This is a genomic window from Ornithinimicrobium tianjinense (genome assembly GCF_014636495.1).
GTDB lineage: Bacteria > Actinomycetota > Actinomycetes > Actinomycetales > Dermatophilaceae > Ornithinicoccus > Ornithinicoccus tianjinensis.
In genome coordinates this window covers 602,494-619,011 of record NZ_BMEM01000001.1, presented here as the reverse complement: position 1 = coordinate 619,011, position 16,518 = coordinate 602,494, and the positions used below count along the sequence as shown (strand labels likewise).

General features: G+C 72.6%; 16 protein-coding genes. 10 read left to right on the top strand and 6 right to left on the bottom strand.

Features of this window, described 5'->3' with window-relative positions; all coding sequences use genetic code 11:
* Positions 1 to 3: 3 nt before the first annotated feature.
* Both IEV65_RS02940 and IEV65_RS02935 read right to left on the bottom strand, forming a co-directional pair.
* Positions 4 to 699: a Crp/Fnr family transcriptional regulator gene (locus IEV65_RS02940; RefSeq protein WP_188428100.1), complete on the bottom strand. Its 696-nt coding sequence runs from the start codon at positions 697 to 699 to the stop codon at positions 4 to 6.
* A 20-nt stretch (positions 700 to 719) separates the two neighbouring features.
* A complete protein-coding gene (locus tag IEV65_RS02935; RefSeq protein ID WP_188428099.1) occupies positions 720 to 989 on the bottom strand; it encodes a metal-sensitive transcriptional regulator in 270 nt (89 codons plus the stop codon).
* Between the two features lie 139 nt (positions 990 to 1,128).
* On the opposite strand from IEV65_RS02935, the gene IEV65_RS02930 reads away from it, so the two are divergent.
* Positions 1,129 to 1,314 (top strand): DUF8730 family Cys-rich protein, encoded by a 186-nt coding sequence (locus IEV65_RS02930; RefSeq protein WP_188428098.1) that lies wholly within the window; start codon positions 1,129 to 1,131, stop codon positions 1,312 to 1,314.
* 54 nt (positions 1,315 to 1,368) lie between these two features.
* Complete coding sequence (locus tag IEV65_RS02925) at positions 1,369 to 2,796, top strand: MBL fold metallo-hydrolase (protein ID WP_188428097.1); 1,428 nt, start codon at positions 1,369 to 1,371, stop codon at positions 2,794 to 2,796.
* Positions 2,797 to 2,821: 25 nt separating this feature from the next.
* Here the strand turns inward: IEV65_RS02925 and IEV65_RS02920 are convergent, their stop codons facing one another.
* Positions 2,822 to 3,409, bottom strand: coding sequence for a dihydrofolate reductase family protein (locus tag IEV65_RS02920; RefSeq protein ID WP_188428096.1), 588 nt, complete (start codon positions 3,407 to 3,409; stop codon positions 2,822 to 2,824).
* An 88-nt stretch (positions 3,410 to 3,497) separates the two neighbouring features.
* The gene (locus IEV65_RS02915; RefSeq protein ID WP_229734822.1) at positions 3,498 to 4,373 is read right to left on the bottom strand and encodes a 2-oxo acid dehydrogenase subunit E2; all 876 of its coding nucleotides are present in this window, start codon (positions 4,371 to 4,373) and stop codon (positions 3,498 to 3,500) included.
* A gap of 175 nt (positions 4,374 to 4,548) precedes the next feature.
* Between IEV65_RS02915 and leuC the strand changes: the two genes are divergently transcribed.
* The 8 genes from leuC (at position 4,549) to IEV65_RS02875 (ending at position 12,949) form a co-directional block, all read left to right on the top strand.
* On the top strand, positions 4,549 to 5,958 hold the full coding sequence (leuC, locus tag IEV65_RS02910; RefSeq protein ID WP_229734821.1) for a 3-isopropylmalate dehydratase large subunit: 1,410 nt from the start codon (positions 4,549 to 4,551) through the stop codon (positions 5,956 to 5,958).
* Entirely contained in the window at positions 5,958 to 6,575 is a 618-nt protein-coding gene (gene leuD / locus IEV65_RS02905; RefSeq protein WP_188428093.1) for a 3-isopropylmalate dehydratase small subunit, read from the top strand. The genes leuC and leuD overlap by 1 nt, the downstream gene beginning before the upstream one ends.
* Positions 6,576 to 6,631: 56 nt before the next feature.
* Positions 6,632 to 7,390 (top strand): IclR family transcriptional regulator, encoded by a 759-nt coding sequence (locus tag IEV65_RS02900; protein ID WP_188428092.1) that lies wholly within the window; start codon positions 6,632 to 6,634, stop codon positions 7,388 to 7,390.
* Between the two features lie 236 nt (positions 7,391 to 7,626).
* Positions 7,627 to 8,838 (top strand): CaiB/BaiF CoA transferase family protein, encoded by a 1,212-nt coding sequence (locus tag IEV65_RS02895; protein WP_188428091.1) that lies wholly within the window; start codon positions 7,627 to 7,629, stop codon positions 8,836 to 8,838.
* Position 8,839: 1 nt separating this feature from the next.
* Positions 8,840 to 9,895: a hydroxymethylglutaryl-CoA lyase gene (locus tag IEV65_RS02890; RefSeq protein WP_188428090.1), complete on the top strand. Its 1,056-nt coding sequence runs from the start codon at positions 8,840 to 8,842 to the stop codon at positions 9,893 to 9,895.
* Positions 9,892 to 10,884, top strand: coding sequence for a tripartite tricarboxylate transporter substrate binding protein (locus IEV65_RS02885; protein ID WP_188428089.1), 993 nt, complete (start codon positions 9,892 to 9,894; stop codon positions 10,882 to 10,884). The genes IEV65_RS02890 and IEV65_RS02885 overlap by 4 nt, the downstream gene beginning before the upstream one ends.
* Complete coding sequence (locus tag IEV65_RS02880; RefSeq protein ID WP_188428088.1) at positions 10,881 to 11,420, top strand: tripartite tricarboxylate transporter TctB family protein; 540 nt, start codon at positions 10,881 to 10,883, stop codon at positions 11,418 to 11,420. The genes IEV65_RS02885 and IEV65_RS02880 overlap by 4 nt, the downstream gene beginning before the upstream one ends.
* Positions 11,421 to 11,452: 32 nt before the next feature.
* The gene (locus IEV65_RS02875; protein ID WP_229734819.1) at positions 11,453 to 12,949 is read left to right on the top strand and encodes a tripartite tricarboxylate transporter permease; all 1,497 of its coding nucleotides are present in this window, start codon (positions 11,453 to 11,455) and stop codon (positions 12,947 to 12,949) included.
* A gap of 42 nt (positions 12,950 to 12,991) precedes the next feature.
* On the opposite strand, the gene bluB is transcribed toward IEV65_RS02875, so the two are convergent.
* Both bluB and IEV65_RS02865 read right to left on the bottom strand, forming a co-directional pair.
* A complete protein-coding gene (gene bluB, locus IEV65_RS02870; protein ID WP_188428087.1) occupies positions 12,992 to 13,636 on the bottom strand; it encodes a 5,6-dimethylbenzimidazole synthase in 645 nt (214 codons plus the stop codon).
* 37 nt (positions 13,637 to 13,673) lie between these two features.
* Complete coding sequence (locus IEV65_RS02865) at positions 13,674 to 16,517, bottom strand: FAD-binding and (Fe-S)-binding domain-containing protein (RefSeq protein WP_188428086.1); 2,844 nt, start codon at positions 16,515 to 16,517, stop codon at positions 13,674 to 13,676.
* Position 16,518 lies beyond the last annotated feature (1 nt).

The following is a 16,518-nucleotide window of genomic DNA, read 5'->3' as shown; positions in this document are numbered from 1 at the left end:
CCGTCAGTCGTCGCCGGAGAGCGCGAGCAGGCCGTCGACGTCGGCGATCGTGACCAGGCCCGGCCCGTGCTCGCTGACCAGCCCGGCCTCGGCCAGCCTGCGGAGCTGACGGCTCAGCGACTCCGGCGTCGTGCCGAGCAGCGAGGCGATGTCCTTCTTGGCCAGCGGGAGACGGACCGTCAGCCCGTCGGCGCTGCGGCGCGCCGGCAGGCCCAGCAGGTAGTCCGCGAGACGGGCGGACACGTCGAGCGAGACCACGGACGCGAGCCTGGCCTCCGTCTCCTCCAGCCGCCTGCTCAGCTCCTGCAGCATGTGCAGCCCGATGCTGGGGTGCTCGCGGACCAGGGCAGCCACGTCACCGTGCCTGAAGACGCACAGGCTGCCGTCCTCGAGAGCCACGGCCTGGTGGTCCGGCCGCGCCCCGGTGAGGAAGGCGGACTCCCCGACGAAGTCGCCGGGCTCCAGGACGCGGACGACCTGCTCCCGGCCGTCGACCCCCACGCGGGAGATCTTGAGCCGGCCGGTGTGGACCACCATGAGCTGCGAGACATCCGCTCCTGGGATGTACAAGGCCTCGCCCCTCGTGATCCGCGTGGGTCGTGCCAGCGCCGCGACGTGCTCCTGCTCGGTCCGGGTCAGGCCCCGGAACAGGGGGACCCGGGCCACGCAGAGGTCGTCCTGCGCGAGCGGCAGCTCCATGGTCACCTCCTCGGGACGGCTCAGGCGAGCGACAGGAACAGCTTCTCCAGCTCCGCCACGTCGGCGTCGCCGGAAGGATCGGCCAGGCACTCCTGCAGGGCGGTGGAGATCATCAGGAAGCCGGCGCGGTCCAAGGCCTTGGAGACCGCGGAGAGCTGCTGGACGGAGTCGCGGCAGTGCGCGTCGTTCTCGACCGCCTCGATCACGGCCGCCAGCTGCCCCTGGGCGCGCCGGAGGCGGTTGACGATCTTGCGCTTGCTCTCGGCGTCGTGCGCCATGGTGGTGGACATCGCCGGCTCTCCTCTCGGATCGACGACCGGACAGGCGTTGCTGCCGCCCGGCTTGACACCCATCATACTCCCTGGGGTATATTCGGGCGACAAACGACATACCCCCCTGGGTATTCTTCCGTATGAAAGGCTGACCCCCATGTGCAGAGCAGTGAACTGCAAGACCTGCGGCAAGACCACCTGGGCCGGTTGCGGCCAGCACGTCGCGAGCGTGAAGAGCTCCGTCCCGGCCTCCCAGTGGTGCGACGGCACGCACACCCAGGCCGACCCGGCCGCCGCGGCCAGCGAGCGCGGCGGGATCTTCGCCCGCCTGTTCGGCCGCTGACCGACCCACCCACCACCCCACCCACTACCTCCACCACCACCGAGGAGCACCCCCATGCTGCTGGAGCGCATCTATGACGAGGATCTCGCGCAGGCGAGCTACGTCATCGGCTGCCAGGCCCACGGTGTGGCCCTGGTCGTCGACCCGCGCCGCGACCTGCAGGTCTACCTGGACCTGGCCGCCAAGCACGGCATGCGCATCGTCGGCGTGACCGAGACCCACATCCACGCCGACTACCTCTCCGGCACCCGCGAGCTGGCGGCCGCGACCGGCGCGCGGGTCTACCTCTCCGACGAGGGCGGCCCGGACTGGACCTACGGGCCCGACTTCGACGGCGCCGTGCGGATGAAGCACGGGCACCGCATCACCCTGGGCAACATCGCCATCGAGGCCGTGCACACCCCCGGCCACACCCCCGAGCACCTCTCCTTCCTCGTCACCGACGGAGCCCAGGCCGACCAGCCGGGGTTCATGCTCACCGGTGACTTCGTCTTCGTCGGCGACCTCGGTCGACCCGATCTCCTCGACGAGGCCGCAGGCTTCGTCGACACGCGGTTCGCCGGCGCCCGCGACCTCTACGCCAGCCTGCGCGACCGGTTCCTCACCCTGCCCGACTACGTCCAGGTCCTTCCCGCGCACGGCTCCGGCTCCGCCTGCGGCAAGGCGCTCGGCGCGATCGCGGCCACCACCGTGGGCTACGAGCGCACCTTCGCCTGGTGGGCTCGCCACCTCGCCGCCGACGACGAGCAGGGCTTCGTCGACGAGCTGCTCAGCGGGCAGCCCGACGCGCACGCCTACTTCGCCCGCATGAAGCACCAGAACAAGGTGGGCCCGGCCCTGCTGGGCGAGCTGTCCCCGCTCCAGGAGCAGACGCCCGAGCAGGTCGCCGGCGCTCTCGCCGAGGACACCGCGATCCTGGTCGACACCCGTCATCACGACGACGTCCACGAGGGCACCGTCGCGGGCTCGCTCAACATCCCCGGCGTCGCCAAGGCCGCCAGCTACGGCGCGTGGGTCTACGACCCCGAGACGGAGCGGCGTCCGCTGGTGCTGCTGGCGGCTGACGCCGACGAGGCCGAGGCGCTGCGTGACCACCTGGTCCGGGTCGGCATCGACACGGCGTCCGGGTTCGTCACCACCCTGGACGGCCTAGATCTCGTCCGCCCTCCCCTGGTGCAGCCGGAGGAGCTCGACGGCCTGGACCGCGCGATGCTCCTCGACGTCCGCAACCGCACGGAGTATGCCGAGGGTCACCTCCCCGGTGCCGTCCAGCTCTCCGGCGGGCGGGTCATGTGGCACCTCGACGAGCTGCCCGAGGACGGCACGATCGTCACCTACTGCCAGTCCGGCGTGCGGAACAGCGTGGCCGCGAGCGCGCTGCGCCGCGCTGGCTACGACGTCGTCGAGCTCGACGGCAGCTACCTCGGCTGGACCGCGGTCCCGGGCCACGTCCCGGTCCGGTCGGGCGCGGCCGACAGTTGACGCTGACGATCCTTGACGCCCTGACCTACGCCGTCCCCGGGGGCCCGTCCAGCACCGTCGGCCGGTACTCCAGCAGCTGCAGGCCCATCTCGAACGTCCGGCTCTGCAGCAGCTCCAGCCGGACGTCGGGGTAGCCGTCGAAGATCCGCTCGCTGCCGCTGGCCCCGGTGATGACCGGGAAGACCACCAGCCGGAAGCGGTCGACCAGCCCGGCGAGGAGGAGGTCACGGCACAGGCTGATGCTCCCCAGGGTCCGCAGCGGCCGGTCCGACTCCTCCTTGAGGCGACGCACCTCCTGGGCCGCGTCCCCGTCGACGCGTCGGGCGTTCGCCCAGCTCAGGGGGTCGGTCAGGGTGGAGGAGAAGACGATCTTGGGACCCGCGGTCAGCGGCGCCATCGCCTCGTTCTCCTGCGCGCTGCCCGCCGCGCCCGCCGCCATCGACGACATCAGCCGGTAGGTCTTCGCACCCATGAGGGTGACGACCTGCGTGGGTGGGTCCTCCTCCAGCCAGGCGAGGTACTCGGCGCTCCAGTAGCCCCACAGCCCCGGCCAGTCCGCGGCCGAGGCGTAGCCGTCGAGGGAGATGATCAGGTCCACGGTGAGCTCCTGCACGGCAGCACCTTCCCGTCACGCGCTCCGGGGCGTTCCCGGGTATGAGGTGAGACTGCACCGCATACCCCGAACTCATCGACCGCCCGCGTCAGCCGTCCCGGACGGGCCGGGTGAGGGACTCCGGGTCGGCCAGCATCGACTGGAGCAGCTCGGCGGACCGGACGAGGTAGAAGCCGTCGGTGGCGCGCTCGTCGACGGTGTAGACCACGTCCACCCGGCGGCGGGCGACCACCTGTCCGGACGCGTCGACCACCGGCTCGGGCTCGATCGTGCCGATCGAGGTGAAGATGCTGGCGGTGCCGCGCTGGTAGAGGTGGTGGAACGGGGCGTTGCCACCCAGGGAACCGAGGTTGACCAGGTAGGAGCTGGCGTAGACCGGCACCGCGTCCTGGAGGAAGCGCGGCAGCAGGTTGGCCGCGTCCAGGGTCCACGCCACGCGTGCGATGCCGGCGACCACGGGAACCGGCAGTCGGACGAGCACGTCGGTCAGCGGGTCGTCCTCCGACTGCGTCCCGGCGCGGGCGCTGGTGACCACCTCCTCGACCCGTGCCCGCGCTTCCTCCACCGTCTCGGTGCCGGTGAAGACGATGCGGGCCTGCAGGTCGGGGGCCGACTCCGTCATGGCCTGCTTGACCGTGAAGGAGAAGGAGATCTCGCGGTGCTCGTAGGTACGGCGGCCGGAGATGAAGCGGTTGAGCTCGGGGCGCACCCGGAACAGCCGGGCGTAGGCCGTGAGGAAGACGTGGAAGAACTTCACGCGTCGGGGGTCGTCGGCGACGAGCCCCGCGTTGACCTCGTCGAGCCAGTCCATCAGGTGCTCGACGTCGAGGTGCTGGGTGTAGTAGATGGTGCCCTCGAGACGGGTGGCCATCAGGTGCGGGACGACCTTGCGCAGGGCGGGCAGGTCCTCCACGAGGTGACCGTCCCGACGGCCGGTGCGCAGCCTGCCTCCGCTGACGTACATCCCTGCCTCCTCGCTGGCGCACCGCTGCTGCGGATCGGGACGAGCGTAGTTCTCGGCCCGTCGGGCGGGCGTAGGGCTCGCCGGGCGGGCGGCGCTGGCCGGTGGCACGCGCGCCCGCCTGAGCATGGCTACACTTTCCATTATTCGAACTTTCCTCCGGATGATGGATACCGAGATGGCTGGCACCACCCTCGCCGAGAAGCTCTGGCGCTCCCACGTCGTCCCCACGGGCGAGGCCGGGGAGGAGGACCTGCTCTACATCGACCTCCACCTCCTCCACGAGCTCAACACCCCCGTCGCCTTCGACCGGCTGGACCGGGCCGGACGGCGCGTCCGCAGACCCGAGCTCACCCTGGGCACCGAGGACCACAACACCCCGACCCGCGACATCCGACGACAGATCGAGGACCCCGCGGCGCGGCACCAGGTGCAGCTGATGCGACAGAACTGCGAACGGCACGGCATACCTCACTACCGCCTCGGGGAGATGGGACAGGGGATCGTCCACGTCATCGCCCCCGAGCTGGGCCTGACGCACCCGGGGATGACCGTCGTCTGCTGCGACTCCCACACCACGACCCTCGGCGCCTTCGGCTGCCTCGCCTTCGGCATCGGGACCACGCAGGTCGAGCATGTCCTCGCCACCCAGACCCTCCCGCTGCGGCGCCCCGGCGACATGCGCGTGACCGTCGACGGCGTCCTGCCGGCCGGCTCGACCGCCAAGGACCTGGTGCTGGCCCTGATCAGCCAGATCGGGACCGCCGCCGGCCAGGGCCGCATCGTGGAGTACCGCGGCGAGGCCATCTCCGCCCTGTCGATGGAGTCCCGGATGACGGTGTGCAACATGACGGTCGAGGCCGGCTCGCGCGCCGGGATCATCGCCCCTGACGAGACGACCTTCGCCTACCTCAGGGGTCGGCCCCATGCGCCCAGCGCGGAGCGGTGGCCGGCCGAGGAGGCCTACTGGCGCACGCTGCGGACCGACCCGGACGCCGTCTTCGAGCGTGAGGTGCACCTGGACGCGAGCACGGTGAGGCCGCACGTGACGTGGGGCACCAACCCGGCCCAGGCGGTCCCGCTGGACGGGGTGGTGCCGGACCCGGCCACCCAGCAGGACAGCGTGCTCCGGCAGGCTGCGGAGCGGGCCCTGGACTACATGGGGCTGGCCCCCGGCACCGCGATGCGTGAGGTCCCCGTGGACGCCGTCTTCATCGGGTCGTGCACCAACTCCCGGATCGAGGACCTCCGGCAGGCGGCCGACGTGCTGCGCGGTCGCCGGGTCGCCGACGGGGTCGAGGTCATCCTCGTGCCGGGCTCCGAGGCCGTCCGCGAGCAGGCCCGCGCCGAGGGGCTGGACGAGGTGTTCGCCGCAGCGGGCATCGAGCTGCGGCACGCCGGCTGCTCCATGTGCGCCGCCGTCAACGAGGACCGGCTCGGCGCCGGCCGGCGCGCGGCGTCGACCACCAACCGCAACTACGAGGGACGGCAGGGCAAGGGCGCGCGCACGCACCTCGTCTCCCCCGCGGTCGCCGCCGCGACCGCCGTCGCCGGCCACCTGTGCGCACCCGAGGACCTGGAGGCCTGATGCAGCCGTTCACCGCCCACACCGCCACGATGGCGCCGCTGCGCCGCAGCAACGTCGACACCGACCAGATCATCCCGGTGCGCTTCCTGACCCGGCCGACCGTCGAGGGCTACGGCGAGAACCTCTTCAACGACTGGCGCGACGACCCCGACTTCGTCCTCAACCGCCCCGAGCACGCCGGCGCGACCGTCCTCGTCGCCGGCACCGACTTCGGCACGGGGTCCTCGCGGGAGTCGGCCGTGTGGTCGCTCACCGGGTGGGGCTTCCGGGCGGTGGTGGCACCGCGGTTCGGCGACATCTTCTACGGCAACGCGCTCAAGAACGGCCTGCTCCCGGTGCGGCTCGACCTCGGTGCGGTCGAGGTGCTGTGGGACCTCGCCGAGCGCGACCCGGCCACCCGGGTGACCGTGGACCTGCAGGACCGCACCGTCAGCGCGGGCGGGCGGAGCTGGACGTTCCCGATCGGCGAGGACGACCGCCGCCGACTGCTCCTCGGCCTGGACGACGTGGACCTCACCCTGCGCCACCTCGCGGCCATCGAGCGCTTCGAGGCCACCCGCCGCGAGGGGCTGCCCACGACGACCCGCGGCGACCTCGGCGGGCTGCTCGCGCGGTGAGCGCCACCCGCTCCGGCTCGACGGACTGGCGGTCGCGCCATGACAGGATGGCGCCCGTGGTGACCACGGACGTCGGCGTGCTCGACAAGGTGATGGCGATCCTCGCCCTGTTCGACGACCGCACCGACAGCCTGGACCCGACCACCGCGGCGCGGGCGACGGGGATGTCCACGCCGACGGCATACCGGTTGATGAAGGCGATGGCGGCCCAGGGGCTGCTGGTGCCCAGCGGCCGGGGCTACGGCCTCGGGCTGAGGCTCCTGCACCTGGGCCATCTGGCGGCCCAGCGGCTCGACATCGTCGCGGTCGCCCGCCCGCACATGGTGCGGTTGCGCGAGGAGTGCAACGAGACCGTGGAGCTGCAGGTCAGGGAAGGCCACAGCCGCGTCCCTGTCCACCTCGAGGCCAGCACCCGCACCGTGCGCGCGGCCGCGCAGGTGGGCGTGCCGCTGCCCGTCCACAAGGGTGCGTCCGCCCGCCCGATCCTCGCCTGGCTGCCGGAGGACCGCGCGCTGGCGCTGGCCCGAGCGAGCGCGGCCGAGGCCGGCGACGAGCTCGACGAGGGTGAGCTGCTGGAGCGTCTGGCGACCATCCGGCGGCAGGGTTACGACATCGGCTACGGGGAGCGCGACGTCGAGACCGGCGCCGGCGCCGCCCCGATCTTCGACCGCTCCGGCGAGGTGGTGGCGCTGCTCGTCGCCTCCGGCACCCGCACCCGCTTCAAGGACGCGGCGCACCGGCGTCAGGTCGCCGACGGGCTGCGGCGCACGGCCGCCGCCATCACCGAGGACCTGGGCGGCTCGGCTCCGCGCTGACCGCCGCGCTCGCCGGGGCGCCCTGACGCCCTCCGCCCCTCCCGCCGGCACCGCGCGCCGACCCTGCCGCACCGCGCCTTCCACCTGCCGCACCGCGCCTCCACCTGCCGTAACGGCAAGCCATCCTCACAAGTTTTCGCCGACCCCTTGTGCGCCTCTGCCGGGGCCGCTAGTCTCTCCACATTCCAAAACGTTGATCCATTATTTGGACGCGCCTGGCTGAGAGACAAGGACGCATGGCAGGGAACAGCTCGACGAAGAGCCCGGGGCCGCTCGGCGGCCTGCGCGTGCTCGATCTGGCCACGGTCTTCGCCGGCCCCTTCGCCGCGGCGCTGATGGGAGACATGGGGGCCGACGTCCTCAAGGTCGAGCTGCCGGGCGTCGGTGACCCGTTGCGCGCGCTCGGGCCGTTCTCCGGCGACGTCTCGCTGACGTGGGCGGCCGCGGCGCGCAACAAGCGGAGCATGACCCTCGACCTGCGGCAGGAGGCCGGGCAGGAGCTGCTGCTGCGGATGCTGCCCGACGTCGACGTCCTCATCGAGAACTTCCGCCCCGGCACCCTGGGCCGCTGGGGTCTGCCCATCGAACGGCTGCGGGAGGCCAACCCCGACCTCGTCGTCGTCCACGTCTCCGGCTTCGGCCAGACCGGCCCGCACGCCGACAAGGTCGGCTTCGGCACCCCGGCGACGGCCTACAGCGGCTTCGCGCACATCAGCGGCTTCCCGGACCGTCCCCCGGTGCTGCCCTCCGTCTCCCTCGTGGACTACCTCACCGGCATGTATGCCGCGCTCGGCGCCCTGGCCGCGCTCTACCAGCTCAAGGAGGGCGGCGGCCCCGACGAGGTGGACGTCGCGCTCTACGAGTCGATGTTCCGGATGCTCGAGGTCGTCGTGGCCGAGCACGACGTGCTGGGCACGGTCCGGGAGCGCACCGGCAACGAGCTCGCCGCCTCCTCCCCGGCGGGCATCTACGAGACCCGGGACGGCGAGTGGGTCGTCATCGTCACCAGCACCGAGCGCACGTTCGCCCGCCTGGCGGCCGCGATGGAGCGCGAGGACCTCCTGACCGACCCCGAGTTCAGCACCAACCGGGCGCGCCTGGAGCGGCGGGACAGGATGAACGCCATCGTGGCCGGGTGGACCGCCCGGTTCAGCCGCGCCGAGGTGGAGGCCCGGCTCGACGAGTTCTCCGTCCCCGCGTCCGCGGTCTACAGCGTCGCCGACATCTTCGCGGACGAGCACTACCAGGCCCGCGACATGCTCGTCGACGTCACCCACGCGACGCTCGGGCCGATCACGGTGCCCGGCGTCGTCCCCAAGTTCCACGACAACCCCGGCGGCGTCCGCAGCGCCGGCCCTCTGCTCGGCGAGCACACCGACGAGGTGCTCGCCGACCTGGGGCTCTCCGCCGAGGAGATCGCCGACCTTCGCACCCAAGGAGTCGTCTGACATGACCGCGGTAGAGCACCGGGGCGCCCGCACGGCACAGGAGGCCGTGGCCTACACGGGGGGTGCCGCGCACCTGCCCTTCGAGCTGCCCGAGCGGGTCACCGTCCACGAGGTCGGTCCCCGCGACGGCTTCCAGCTGGAGACCACCCTGATCCCGGTCGACGACAAGGTCGCGGTCGTCGACGCGCTGTCGGCCACCGGCCTGAGCGCGGTCCAGGTGACCTCCTTCGTCCGCGCCGACGCCGTGCCCCAGCTCGCCGACGGCGCCGAGGTGCTGGCCCGCATCACGCGCGCGCCCGGCGTCGACTACGACGTCCTCGTGCCCAACCTCAAGGGCGCCGAGCGGGCGCTCGCCGCCGGCGCGACGACGTGGGAGACCATGCTCTCCACGACCGACGCCCACAGCCGGGCCAACAGCAACCGCCCCACCCGCGAGGCCTTCGACCGGCTCAGCCCGGTCTTCGAGCTCGCCGCCGACCACCCGGAGGTCACCGTCGTCGGAGGTATGGCGACCGCGCTCGCCTGTCCCTTCGAGGGTTACCCACCGTTCGCGCGGATCGCCGAGGTCGCCGGCTGGTACGCCGACGCCGGCGTGCGCCACCTCACCGTCGCCGACACCGCCGGCCTGGCCGACCCTGCCCGGGTCTTCGACATCTCCCGCCGGCTGCGCGAGGAGCTCCCGGAGATGTCCGTCACCCTCCACCTGCACAACACGCGCGGGCTCGGGATGGCCAACGTGCTGGCCGGCCTGGCGGCGGGCGTGACGACCTTCGACTCCTCGGTCGGCGGGCTCGGTGGCTGCCCGTTCGTCCCCGGCGCGACCGGGAACATCGCCACCGAGGAGCTCGTCCACCTGCTCGCGCTCCTGGGCGTCGAGACCGGGGTGGACCTCGACGCGCTCCTGACGATCGCCCGCGACCCGGTCGCGCCGCTCGTCGACCACCCCCTGGAGAGCGCCCTGGTCCGCGCGGACCCCTCCTGGCGACTCCTCCCCGCCCCGGACCGGCAGGAGCTGCCGGCGACACCTCATACCCCCAACGAAGGAGCAGCACGATGAGGAAACACACCCTCGCGGCAGTCGTCTCGGCGACCGCCCTCACCCTGGCCGCGTGCGGCAGCGACGGCGCCGACTCCGGCGCCGACGACGCAGCGGCCGGGGACTACCCCAAGGGTCCGGTCAAGGTCATCGCCCCCGCCGACCCCGGGTCCGGCTGGGACCTGACGGCGCGAGCCGTCGCAGCCGACCTGGCCAAGGAGAAGATCGTCACCACCCCGCTGCCGGTGGAGAACAAGCCGGGCGCCGTCGGCACCGTCTTCCTCGCCGACATGGTCGAGCAGCAGAAGGGCAAGGACGACGTGATCGCCGTCACCTCGATGGCGATGAACGTCAACACCGCCATGGGCCAGACCCCCTACTCCTACAAGGACGTGACGATGATCGCGGCGCTCTCGGCCGAGCACTTCATCGTCGTCACCCCCAAGGACTCGCCCTACCAGGACCTCGACTCCGCCCTCAAGGCGATCGCGGACGACCCCGGCAGCGTGCCTGTCGGCGCGGCGACCGACGACCAGTTCCCGTTCAGCCTCATCGTCAACGAGGCTGAGGGCGACCCGACGACCATCAACTACGTCACCTACGAGGGCGGCGGGGAGCAGTCCACCGCGCTGCTGGCCGGCGACGTCCAGCTCGCCATCGCCGGCGTGAGCGAGTTCCTCCCGCTGCTCGAGTCCGGCGAGCTGCGCCCGCTCGCGGTCCTCGCGGAGGAGCCGATCGAGGGGCTCGACGCCCCGACCACGGCCGAGCTCGGCTACGACGTGACGATCGCCAACTGGCGCGGCTTCTACGGCCCGCCGGAGATGCCCGAGGAGGCCGTCGCCTTCTGGCAGGACGCGATCGAGCAGCTCTCGACGTCCGAGTCGTGGAAGGCGACCGCCGAGAAGAACCAGTGGACCACCCAGTTCATGAAGGGCGAGGACCTCACCAGCTACCTCGACAAGACCCAGCAGCAGGTCGACGAGGGGTACGCCCTCGTGAGCGGCGGATGAGCACGGCCCCGACCGCCACGACCGTCGCCTCCCGCCGACGCACGGAGCGTCTGGCGGGGGCGGCGGTCGCGGCGGCGGGCGCGGTCCTGCTTGTGGCCGCGTTCGCCATCCCCGAGCCGGTGCGGCAGAGCCCGGGCCTGGGCCCGCGCGTGCTCCCCCTCGTCGTCAGCGTCGGTCTCCTGCTGTGCGGCGTCCTGCTCGTGCTGACCGCGACCCGGCGCCACGACGAGGGCGTCGAGGAGGCCCTGCTGCGCGAGGACGACGACGCCGTGATGGAGCTGCTCGACCCCGACGAGCCGCCCGTCCCCCTCCGCGGCCTCCTCGTGGTCCTGGCCCTGCTGGTCGCCTACGCGCTGGTCTTCATCCCGCTCGGGTTCGTCCTCAGCACCACGCTCTTCCTCGGCACCATCACCACCTTCGTCGACCCGCGCAGGTGGATCCGCAACTGGGTCTTCGCCGCGGCGCTCTCCGGCGCCGTCTACCTGCTCTTCACCGAGGTGCTCGCGGTGGTCCTGCCCGCGGGTCTGCTCGGCTGAGCTCACCCGGACCACTTCCAAGGATTTCTCTCGTGGACGCTCTCCAGAGCCTGCTGACCGGCCTCGCCGCCGCCGTCACGCCCGTCAACCTCATGTGGGTCTTCGTGGGCGTGCTGGTCGGCACCGTCGTCGGCGTGCTGCCCGGCCTCGGCCCCATCACCGCGATCGCGCTGCTCATCCCGCTCACCTTCGGGATGGAGCCCACCTCGGGGCTGATCCTGCTGTGCGGGATCTACTACGGCGCGATGTACGGCGGCTCGATCACCTCCATCCTGATCCGCACGCCGGGGGAGGTGGCCTCCGCGGTGACCGCGCTCGAGGGCTACGAGATGGCGCGCCGCGGCCACGCCGGCCCCGCGCTGGCCACGGCCGCCGTGGGCTCGTTCATCGGCGGCTCCATCGCCGTCCTCGGCCTGGTCTTCCTCTCCCCGGTCCTCGTCGAGCTCGCCACCGCCTTCGGCGCGGCCGAGTATGCCGCGCTCCTGCTCGGCGCCCTGCTGCTCACCAGCACCCTGATGACCGGGTCGCGGCTCAAGGCGCTGGTCTCGATCCTGGTCGGCATGGCGCTGGGCGTGGTGGGGCTGGACCCTCAGGACACGGTGCCGCGGTGGACGTTCGGCTCCCTCGAGCTCTCCGACGGCCTCAACATCGCGCTGATCGCGATGGCCCTCTTCGCGGTGCCGGAGGCGATCCGGCACCTGGCCCTGCGCGAGCGTGACGTTCCGGAGCGCCTGTCGACCCAGCGCGCGTGGATGTCGCGCGAGGACCTGCGCCTGTCGGCGGCCCCCTATGCGCGCGGCACGCTCATCGGGTTCATGGCCGGGCTGCTGCCCGGTCTCGGCCCGACGCTCGGCTCGTTCGCCTCCTACGCGGTGGAGAAGAAGGTCGCCCTGCCCGAGCGCAGGAAGCTCTTCGGCCGGGGCGCGATCGAGGGCGTCGCCGGTCCCGAGACCGCCAACAACGCCGGGGTCGGCGGCGCGATGGTGCCGATGCTCGCCCTGGCGATCCCCGGCTCGGCCACCACCGCGCTGCTGCTCTTCGTCTTCCAGATGTACGGCCTGCAGCCGGGTCCCCAGCTCTTCACCCGCTCCCCCGACCTGGTGTGGACGATCATCGCCAGCATGGTGATCGGCAACGCGATGCTGCTGGTGCTCAACCTCCCGATGGTCCGGATCTTCGTCCAGCTGCTGCGGGTCCCGCCACCGCTGCTCTATGCGGGGGTGCTGGCGTTCACCTTCATCGGCGCCTACGCGCTGACCTTCAGCTTCTACAGCCTGCTCGTCCTCCTGGTCATCGGCCTGATCGGGTATGCCCTCCAGGAGACCGGCTTCCCGCTGACCCCCGCGATCCTCGCCGCGGTCCTGCTGCCGTTGCTCGAGCTCAACCTGCGCCGCGCGCTGGTCATCAGCGACGGCGACTGGTCGACGTTCGTGACCCGGCCGATCTCGGCGACGATCCTGGCTCTGGTGGTGGCCGCCGTCGTCGTGCCTCTGCTGCTCGCCACTCGGAGGAAGCCCGCGATCGAGTGAACCTGACCGCGCGCGGCCCGCAGGAGCGGGGTCGCGCCAGGTTCAGCTGCTGGTGGCCTGCGGCCCGGCGCCGCGGTAGCGGCCCTCGTGCACGACGGTCTCGAGCGGCGAGCGGTGACGCCAGCCGTGCCGCTCCAGGTCAGGAATGTCCGGCAGGTCGGCCACCGTGCCCAGGCACAGCCACGCGACCGGGCGCACGTGCGCCGGCAGCCCCACGAGCTCACGGAGGAAGTCCTCCCGGTAGAGGCTGACCCAGCCCACCCCGAGGCCCTCAGCGGTCGCCGAGAGCCAGAGGTTCTGGATGGCGCAGCACACGGAGTAGAGACCGGCGTCGGCGATCGCGTGCCGCCCGAGCACGTGCTGGCCACCGCGACCCGGGTCGTAGCCCACCACGACGCCCAAGCTGGCCTCGCAGATCCCCTCCACCTTGATCCGCGAGAAGGTGCCCGCCCGCTCCGGGGGCAGAGTGCCGGCGAACACCTCGCGCTCCTGCAGCACGTGGTCACGGAAGCGGCGCCGCGTTTCGAGATCTCGCACCAGCACGAAGTCCCACGGCTGGCTCAGCCCCACGCTCGGCGCGGCATGTGCGGCGCTGAGGACGCGCGCGAGGGTCTCCTCCAGCACGGGCTCGCCGGTGAACTCGGCCCGGGTGTCCCGGCGGCGGTTGATCGCGTCGTAGAGATCCACGACGCCGGATCCTACGTGGGCCGGGCGTCGGCGCCGTTCAGCGGGTCGCCCGCTCCAGCAGCTCGAGGACGTGCTGGTAGGGCTGACCCGTGGCCCGCGTCATGCCGATCTCGCAGGTGCGGTTGTTGGAGACGTAGGCGTCGTAGGCCTTCGCCCCCACCTCCGTCGCCTCGGGAGCGGTGGCGGCGGCGGTGAGCTCGGGGTGCAGCATCCCGCGGTCACCAGCGAAGCCGCAGCAGCCCCAGTCCACCGGGACCGAGACGTCGCCGCCCACGTGCCGGGCGACCGCGACGAGAGCGTCCGTCGTGCCGAGGTGGGTGCTGGAGCAGGTCGGGTGCACCACCACCGAGCCGACGGGGTCGGTCACCGGCAGCCGGTCGAGGAGGTGCTCGGCCGCCCAGGCCGTGGCGTCGACGACCCGCAGACCCGCGTAGGCGGGGTCGCGCCCGACCATCTGGACCAGACCCTCGGCGCAGGACGCCGCCTCGCACACCACCGGCAGGCGCCCCTCCTCGGTCGCCGCCCAGAGCGCGGGGAGCACCCGGGCCGCCATCGCGGCATACCCGGAGGTCCGTCCCTTCGACTTCCAGGGCGTGCCGCAGCAGAGCCCGGCCAGACCCTCAGGGGTGCGCAGCGGCATACCGGCGCGCGCGGCTAGGGTGCGCAGCGCCTGCTCGGGACCCACGCCGCCGGTCGCGCGCTCCGGCCCGAACATCGTGCCGACGCACGGTGCGAAATGCACCGCGACGGCGTCATCCGCGCGGTCCGCCGTCCGACGGCGACCGCCGCGCGGCAGTCGACGGTCGTAGGCCGGGACCGCATCGTGGTCCGCCGCCCTCCGCGCGAGCGCGGTCAGCGCCTCGGGGACGCGGGGCGCCAGGCGCGAGGCGGTCAGCGCGGCGCTCGCGACGGTGGTGCCGGCGCCCCACACCGTGGCCGCCGTGCGCCAGGCGGCCTCGCCGACGGGCCCCGAAGCCTCGGCCCGCAGCCGCCGGGTCAGGTCACCGGTGTTGATCCGCACCGGGCACGCCGTGAGGCACATGCCGTCCACGGCACAGGTGTCGGTGCCGTCGTACTCGTACTGCTCGGCCAGCTCGGCCGCGAGGGCCTCGTCACCCCGCTGCCGCGCGGCCGCGAGCTCACGGCGCAGCACGATCCGCTGCCGGGGTGTCGTCGTCAGGTCGCGCGAGGGGCAGACCGGCTCGCAGAAGCCGCACTCGACGCACCGGTCGACCTCCTCCTCGACGCGCGGGGCGGTCTTGAGGTGGGCGAGGTATGACGTGGGCTCGTCGGAGAGGACCGCGCCGGGGTTGAGCAGACCGCGGGGGTCGACGAGCCGCTTGAGCTCCCACATGACCTCGTAGAGCTCGTCGCCGTACTGGCGCCGGACGAACGGCGCCATGATCCGGCCCGTGCCGTGCTCGGCCTTGAGCGACCCGCCCGCCGCCAGGACGAGCTGCACCATGTCCTCGGTGAAGGCCTGGTAGCGGTCGAGCCTGGCCGGGTCGTCGAACTCCTCGTTGAGCATGAAGTGGACGTTGCCGTCCCTGGCGTGCCCGAAGATCACCGAGTCCTCGTAGGCGTGGCCCTCGAAGAGCCGCGTGAGCTCCAGGATGGTCTCCCCCAGGCGGTCCACCGCGACCACGACGTCCTCGAGCAGGGCGTTGGTGCCCTGCGGGCGGGCTCCGGCGACCGCGCTGTAGAGCGCCTTGCGGGCCCGCCACAGGGCGGCCCGCTCGCCGGGGTCCTGGGTCAGGGTCCACGGCGAGCTGACGGGCAGGTCGGCCAGGGAACGGCGGACCTGCGCCACCGTGCCGGTCAGCTGCTCGGCGTCGTCGTCCTGCCACTCCACGAGCAGTGCCGCGTGGTCCACCACGTCGAGGTCACGGATCGCGGCGGGGGCGAGCGGGTCGAGGGCCGACACCCGCAGGGAGGCGGCGTCGAGGAGCTCGGCCGTCGCCGTGCCCGCCTCGACGATCCGGGGCACCGCGGAGGTGGCGCGGACGACGTCGTCGAAGAGGAGCAGACCCGTCGCGACCTGGCTGCGCACCGGCACGGTCCGGAAGGTGGCCGAGGCGATGAAGCCCAGGGTGCCCTCGCTCCCGATCATCAGGTGAGCCAGGATCTGGGCGGGGTCGTCGAAGTCGAGGAAGGCGTTGACGCCGTAGCCCATCGTGTTCTTCAGCGCGAAGAGCCGACGGACGGTGCGCACCGACCCGGCGTCGCCGCGCACCCGGTCCCGCAGGCGCAGGAGCCCGGCGTGCAGCTCCGGGGCGTCGTGCCGCAGCCGCTCGTCGGCGTCCGCGAGCCCGGAGTCCAGGACGACGCCGGTGGGGAGCACCGCGACGAGCGACTCGAGGGTGGCGTAGGTGTTGAGCTCGGTGCCGCACTGCATACCGGAGGAGTTGTTGGCGACCACGCCGCCGACGGTGCAGGCGAACTCGCTGGCCGGGTCGGGCCCGAGCCGCCGCCCGAGGGGTCGCAGGCGGGCGTTGACCGCGGCGACGGTGGTGCCCGGCTGCACGCGCACCCGGGCGCCGTCGTCGAGGACCTCCATCCCGCGGAAGTGCCGGCGGACGTCGACGAGGACGCCGTCCGTGACGGCCTGCCCGGACAGGCTCGTGCCGCCGGCCCGGAAGGTCAGCGGCGTGCCCGCGCGGTCGCACGCCCGCATCACCGCAGCCACCTGGTCCGCGTCCTCCGGCCGCGCGACGACGGCGGGGACGAGGAGGTAGTGGGACGCGTCGTGGGCCAGCGCGTGCCGGTCCAGCGCACGCGTGGAGACCCGGTCGGCGCCCAGCTCGCGCTCGAGCTCGGTGACCACGGCGCGGGCGCCGTGCCCGGTCACCTCCGCACGCTGACCCTCGATCCTGCCCGTCATA

Bases quoted from the DNA above. Each gene is read 5' to 3' on its own strand.
- IEV65_RS02940 (WP_188428100.1), bottom strand. From the start codon at position 699: ATGGAGCTGCCGCTCGCGCAGGACGACCTCTGCGTGGCCCGGGTCCCC.
- IEV65_RS02935 (WP_188428099.1), bottom strand. From the start codon at position 989: ATGTCCACCACCATGGCGCACGACGCCGAGAGCAAGCGCAAGATCGTC.
- IEV65_RS02930 (WP_188428098.1), top strand. From the start codon at position 1,129: ATGTGCAGAGCAGTGAACTGCAAGACCTGCGGCAAGACCACCTGGGCC.
- IEV65_RS02925 (WP_188428097.1), top strand. From the start codon at position 1,369: ATGCTGCTGGAGCGCATCTATGACGAGGATCTCGCGCAGGCGAGCTAC.
- IEV65_RS02915 (WP_229734822.1), bottom strand. From the start codon at position 4,373: ATGTACGTCAGCGGAGGCAGGCTGCGCACCGGCCGTCGGGACGGTCAC.
- leuC (WP_229734821.1), top strand. From the start codon at position 4,549: ATGGCTGGCACCACCCTCGCCGAGAAGCTCTGGCGCTCCCACGTCGTC.
- leuD (WP_188428093.1), top strand. From the start codon at position 5,958: ATGCAGCCGTTCACCGCCCACACCGCCACGATGGCGCCGCTGCGCCGC.
- IEV65_RS02895 (WP_188428091.1), top strand. From the start codon at position 7,627: ATGGCAGGGAACAGCTCGACGAAGAGCCCGGGGCCGCTCGGCGGCCTG.
- IEV65_RS02890 (WP_188428090.1), top strand. From the start codon at position 8,840: ATGACCGCGGTAGAGCACCGGGGCGCCCGCACGGCACAGGAGGCCGTG.
- IEV65_RS02885 (WP_188428089.1), top strand. From the start codon at position 9,892: ATGAGGAAACACACCCTCGCGGCAGTCGTCTCGGCGACCGCCCTCACC.
- IEV65_RS02880 (WP_188428088.1), top strand. From the start codon at position 10,881: ATGAGCACGGCCCCGACCGCCACGACCGTCGCCTCCCGCCGACGCACG.
- IEV65_RS02865 (WP_188428086.1), bottom strand. From the start codon at position 16,517: ATGACGGGCAGGATCGAGGGTCAGCGTGCGGAGGTGACCGGGCACGGC.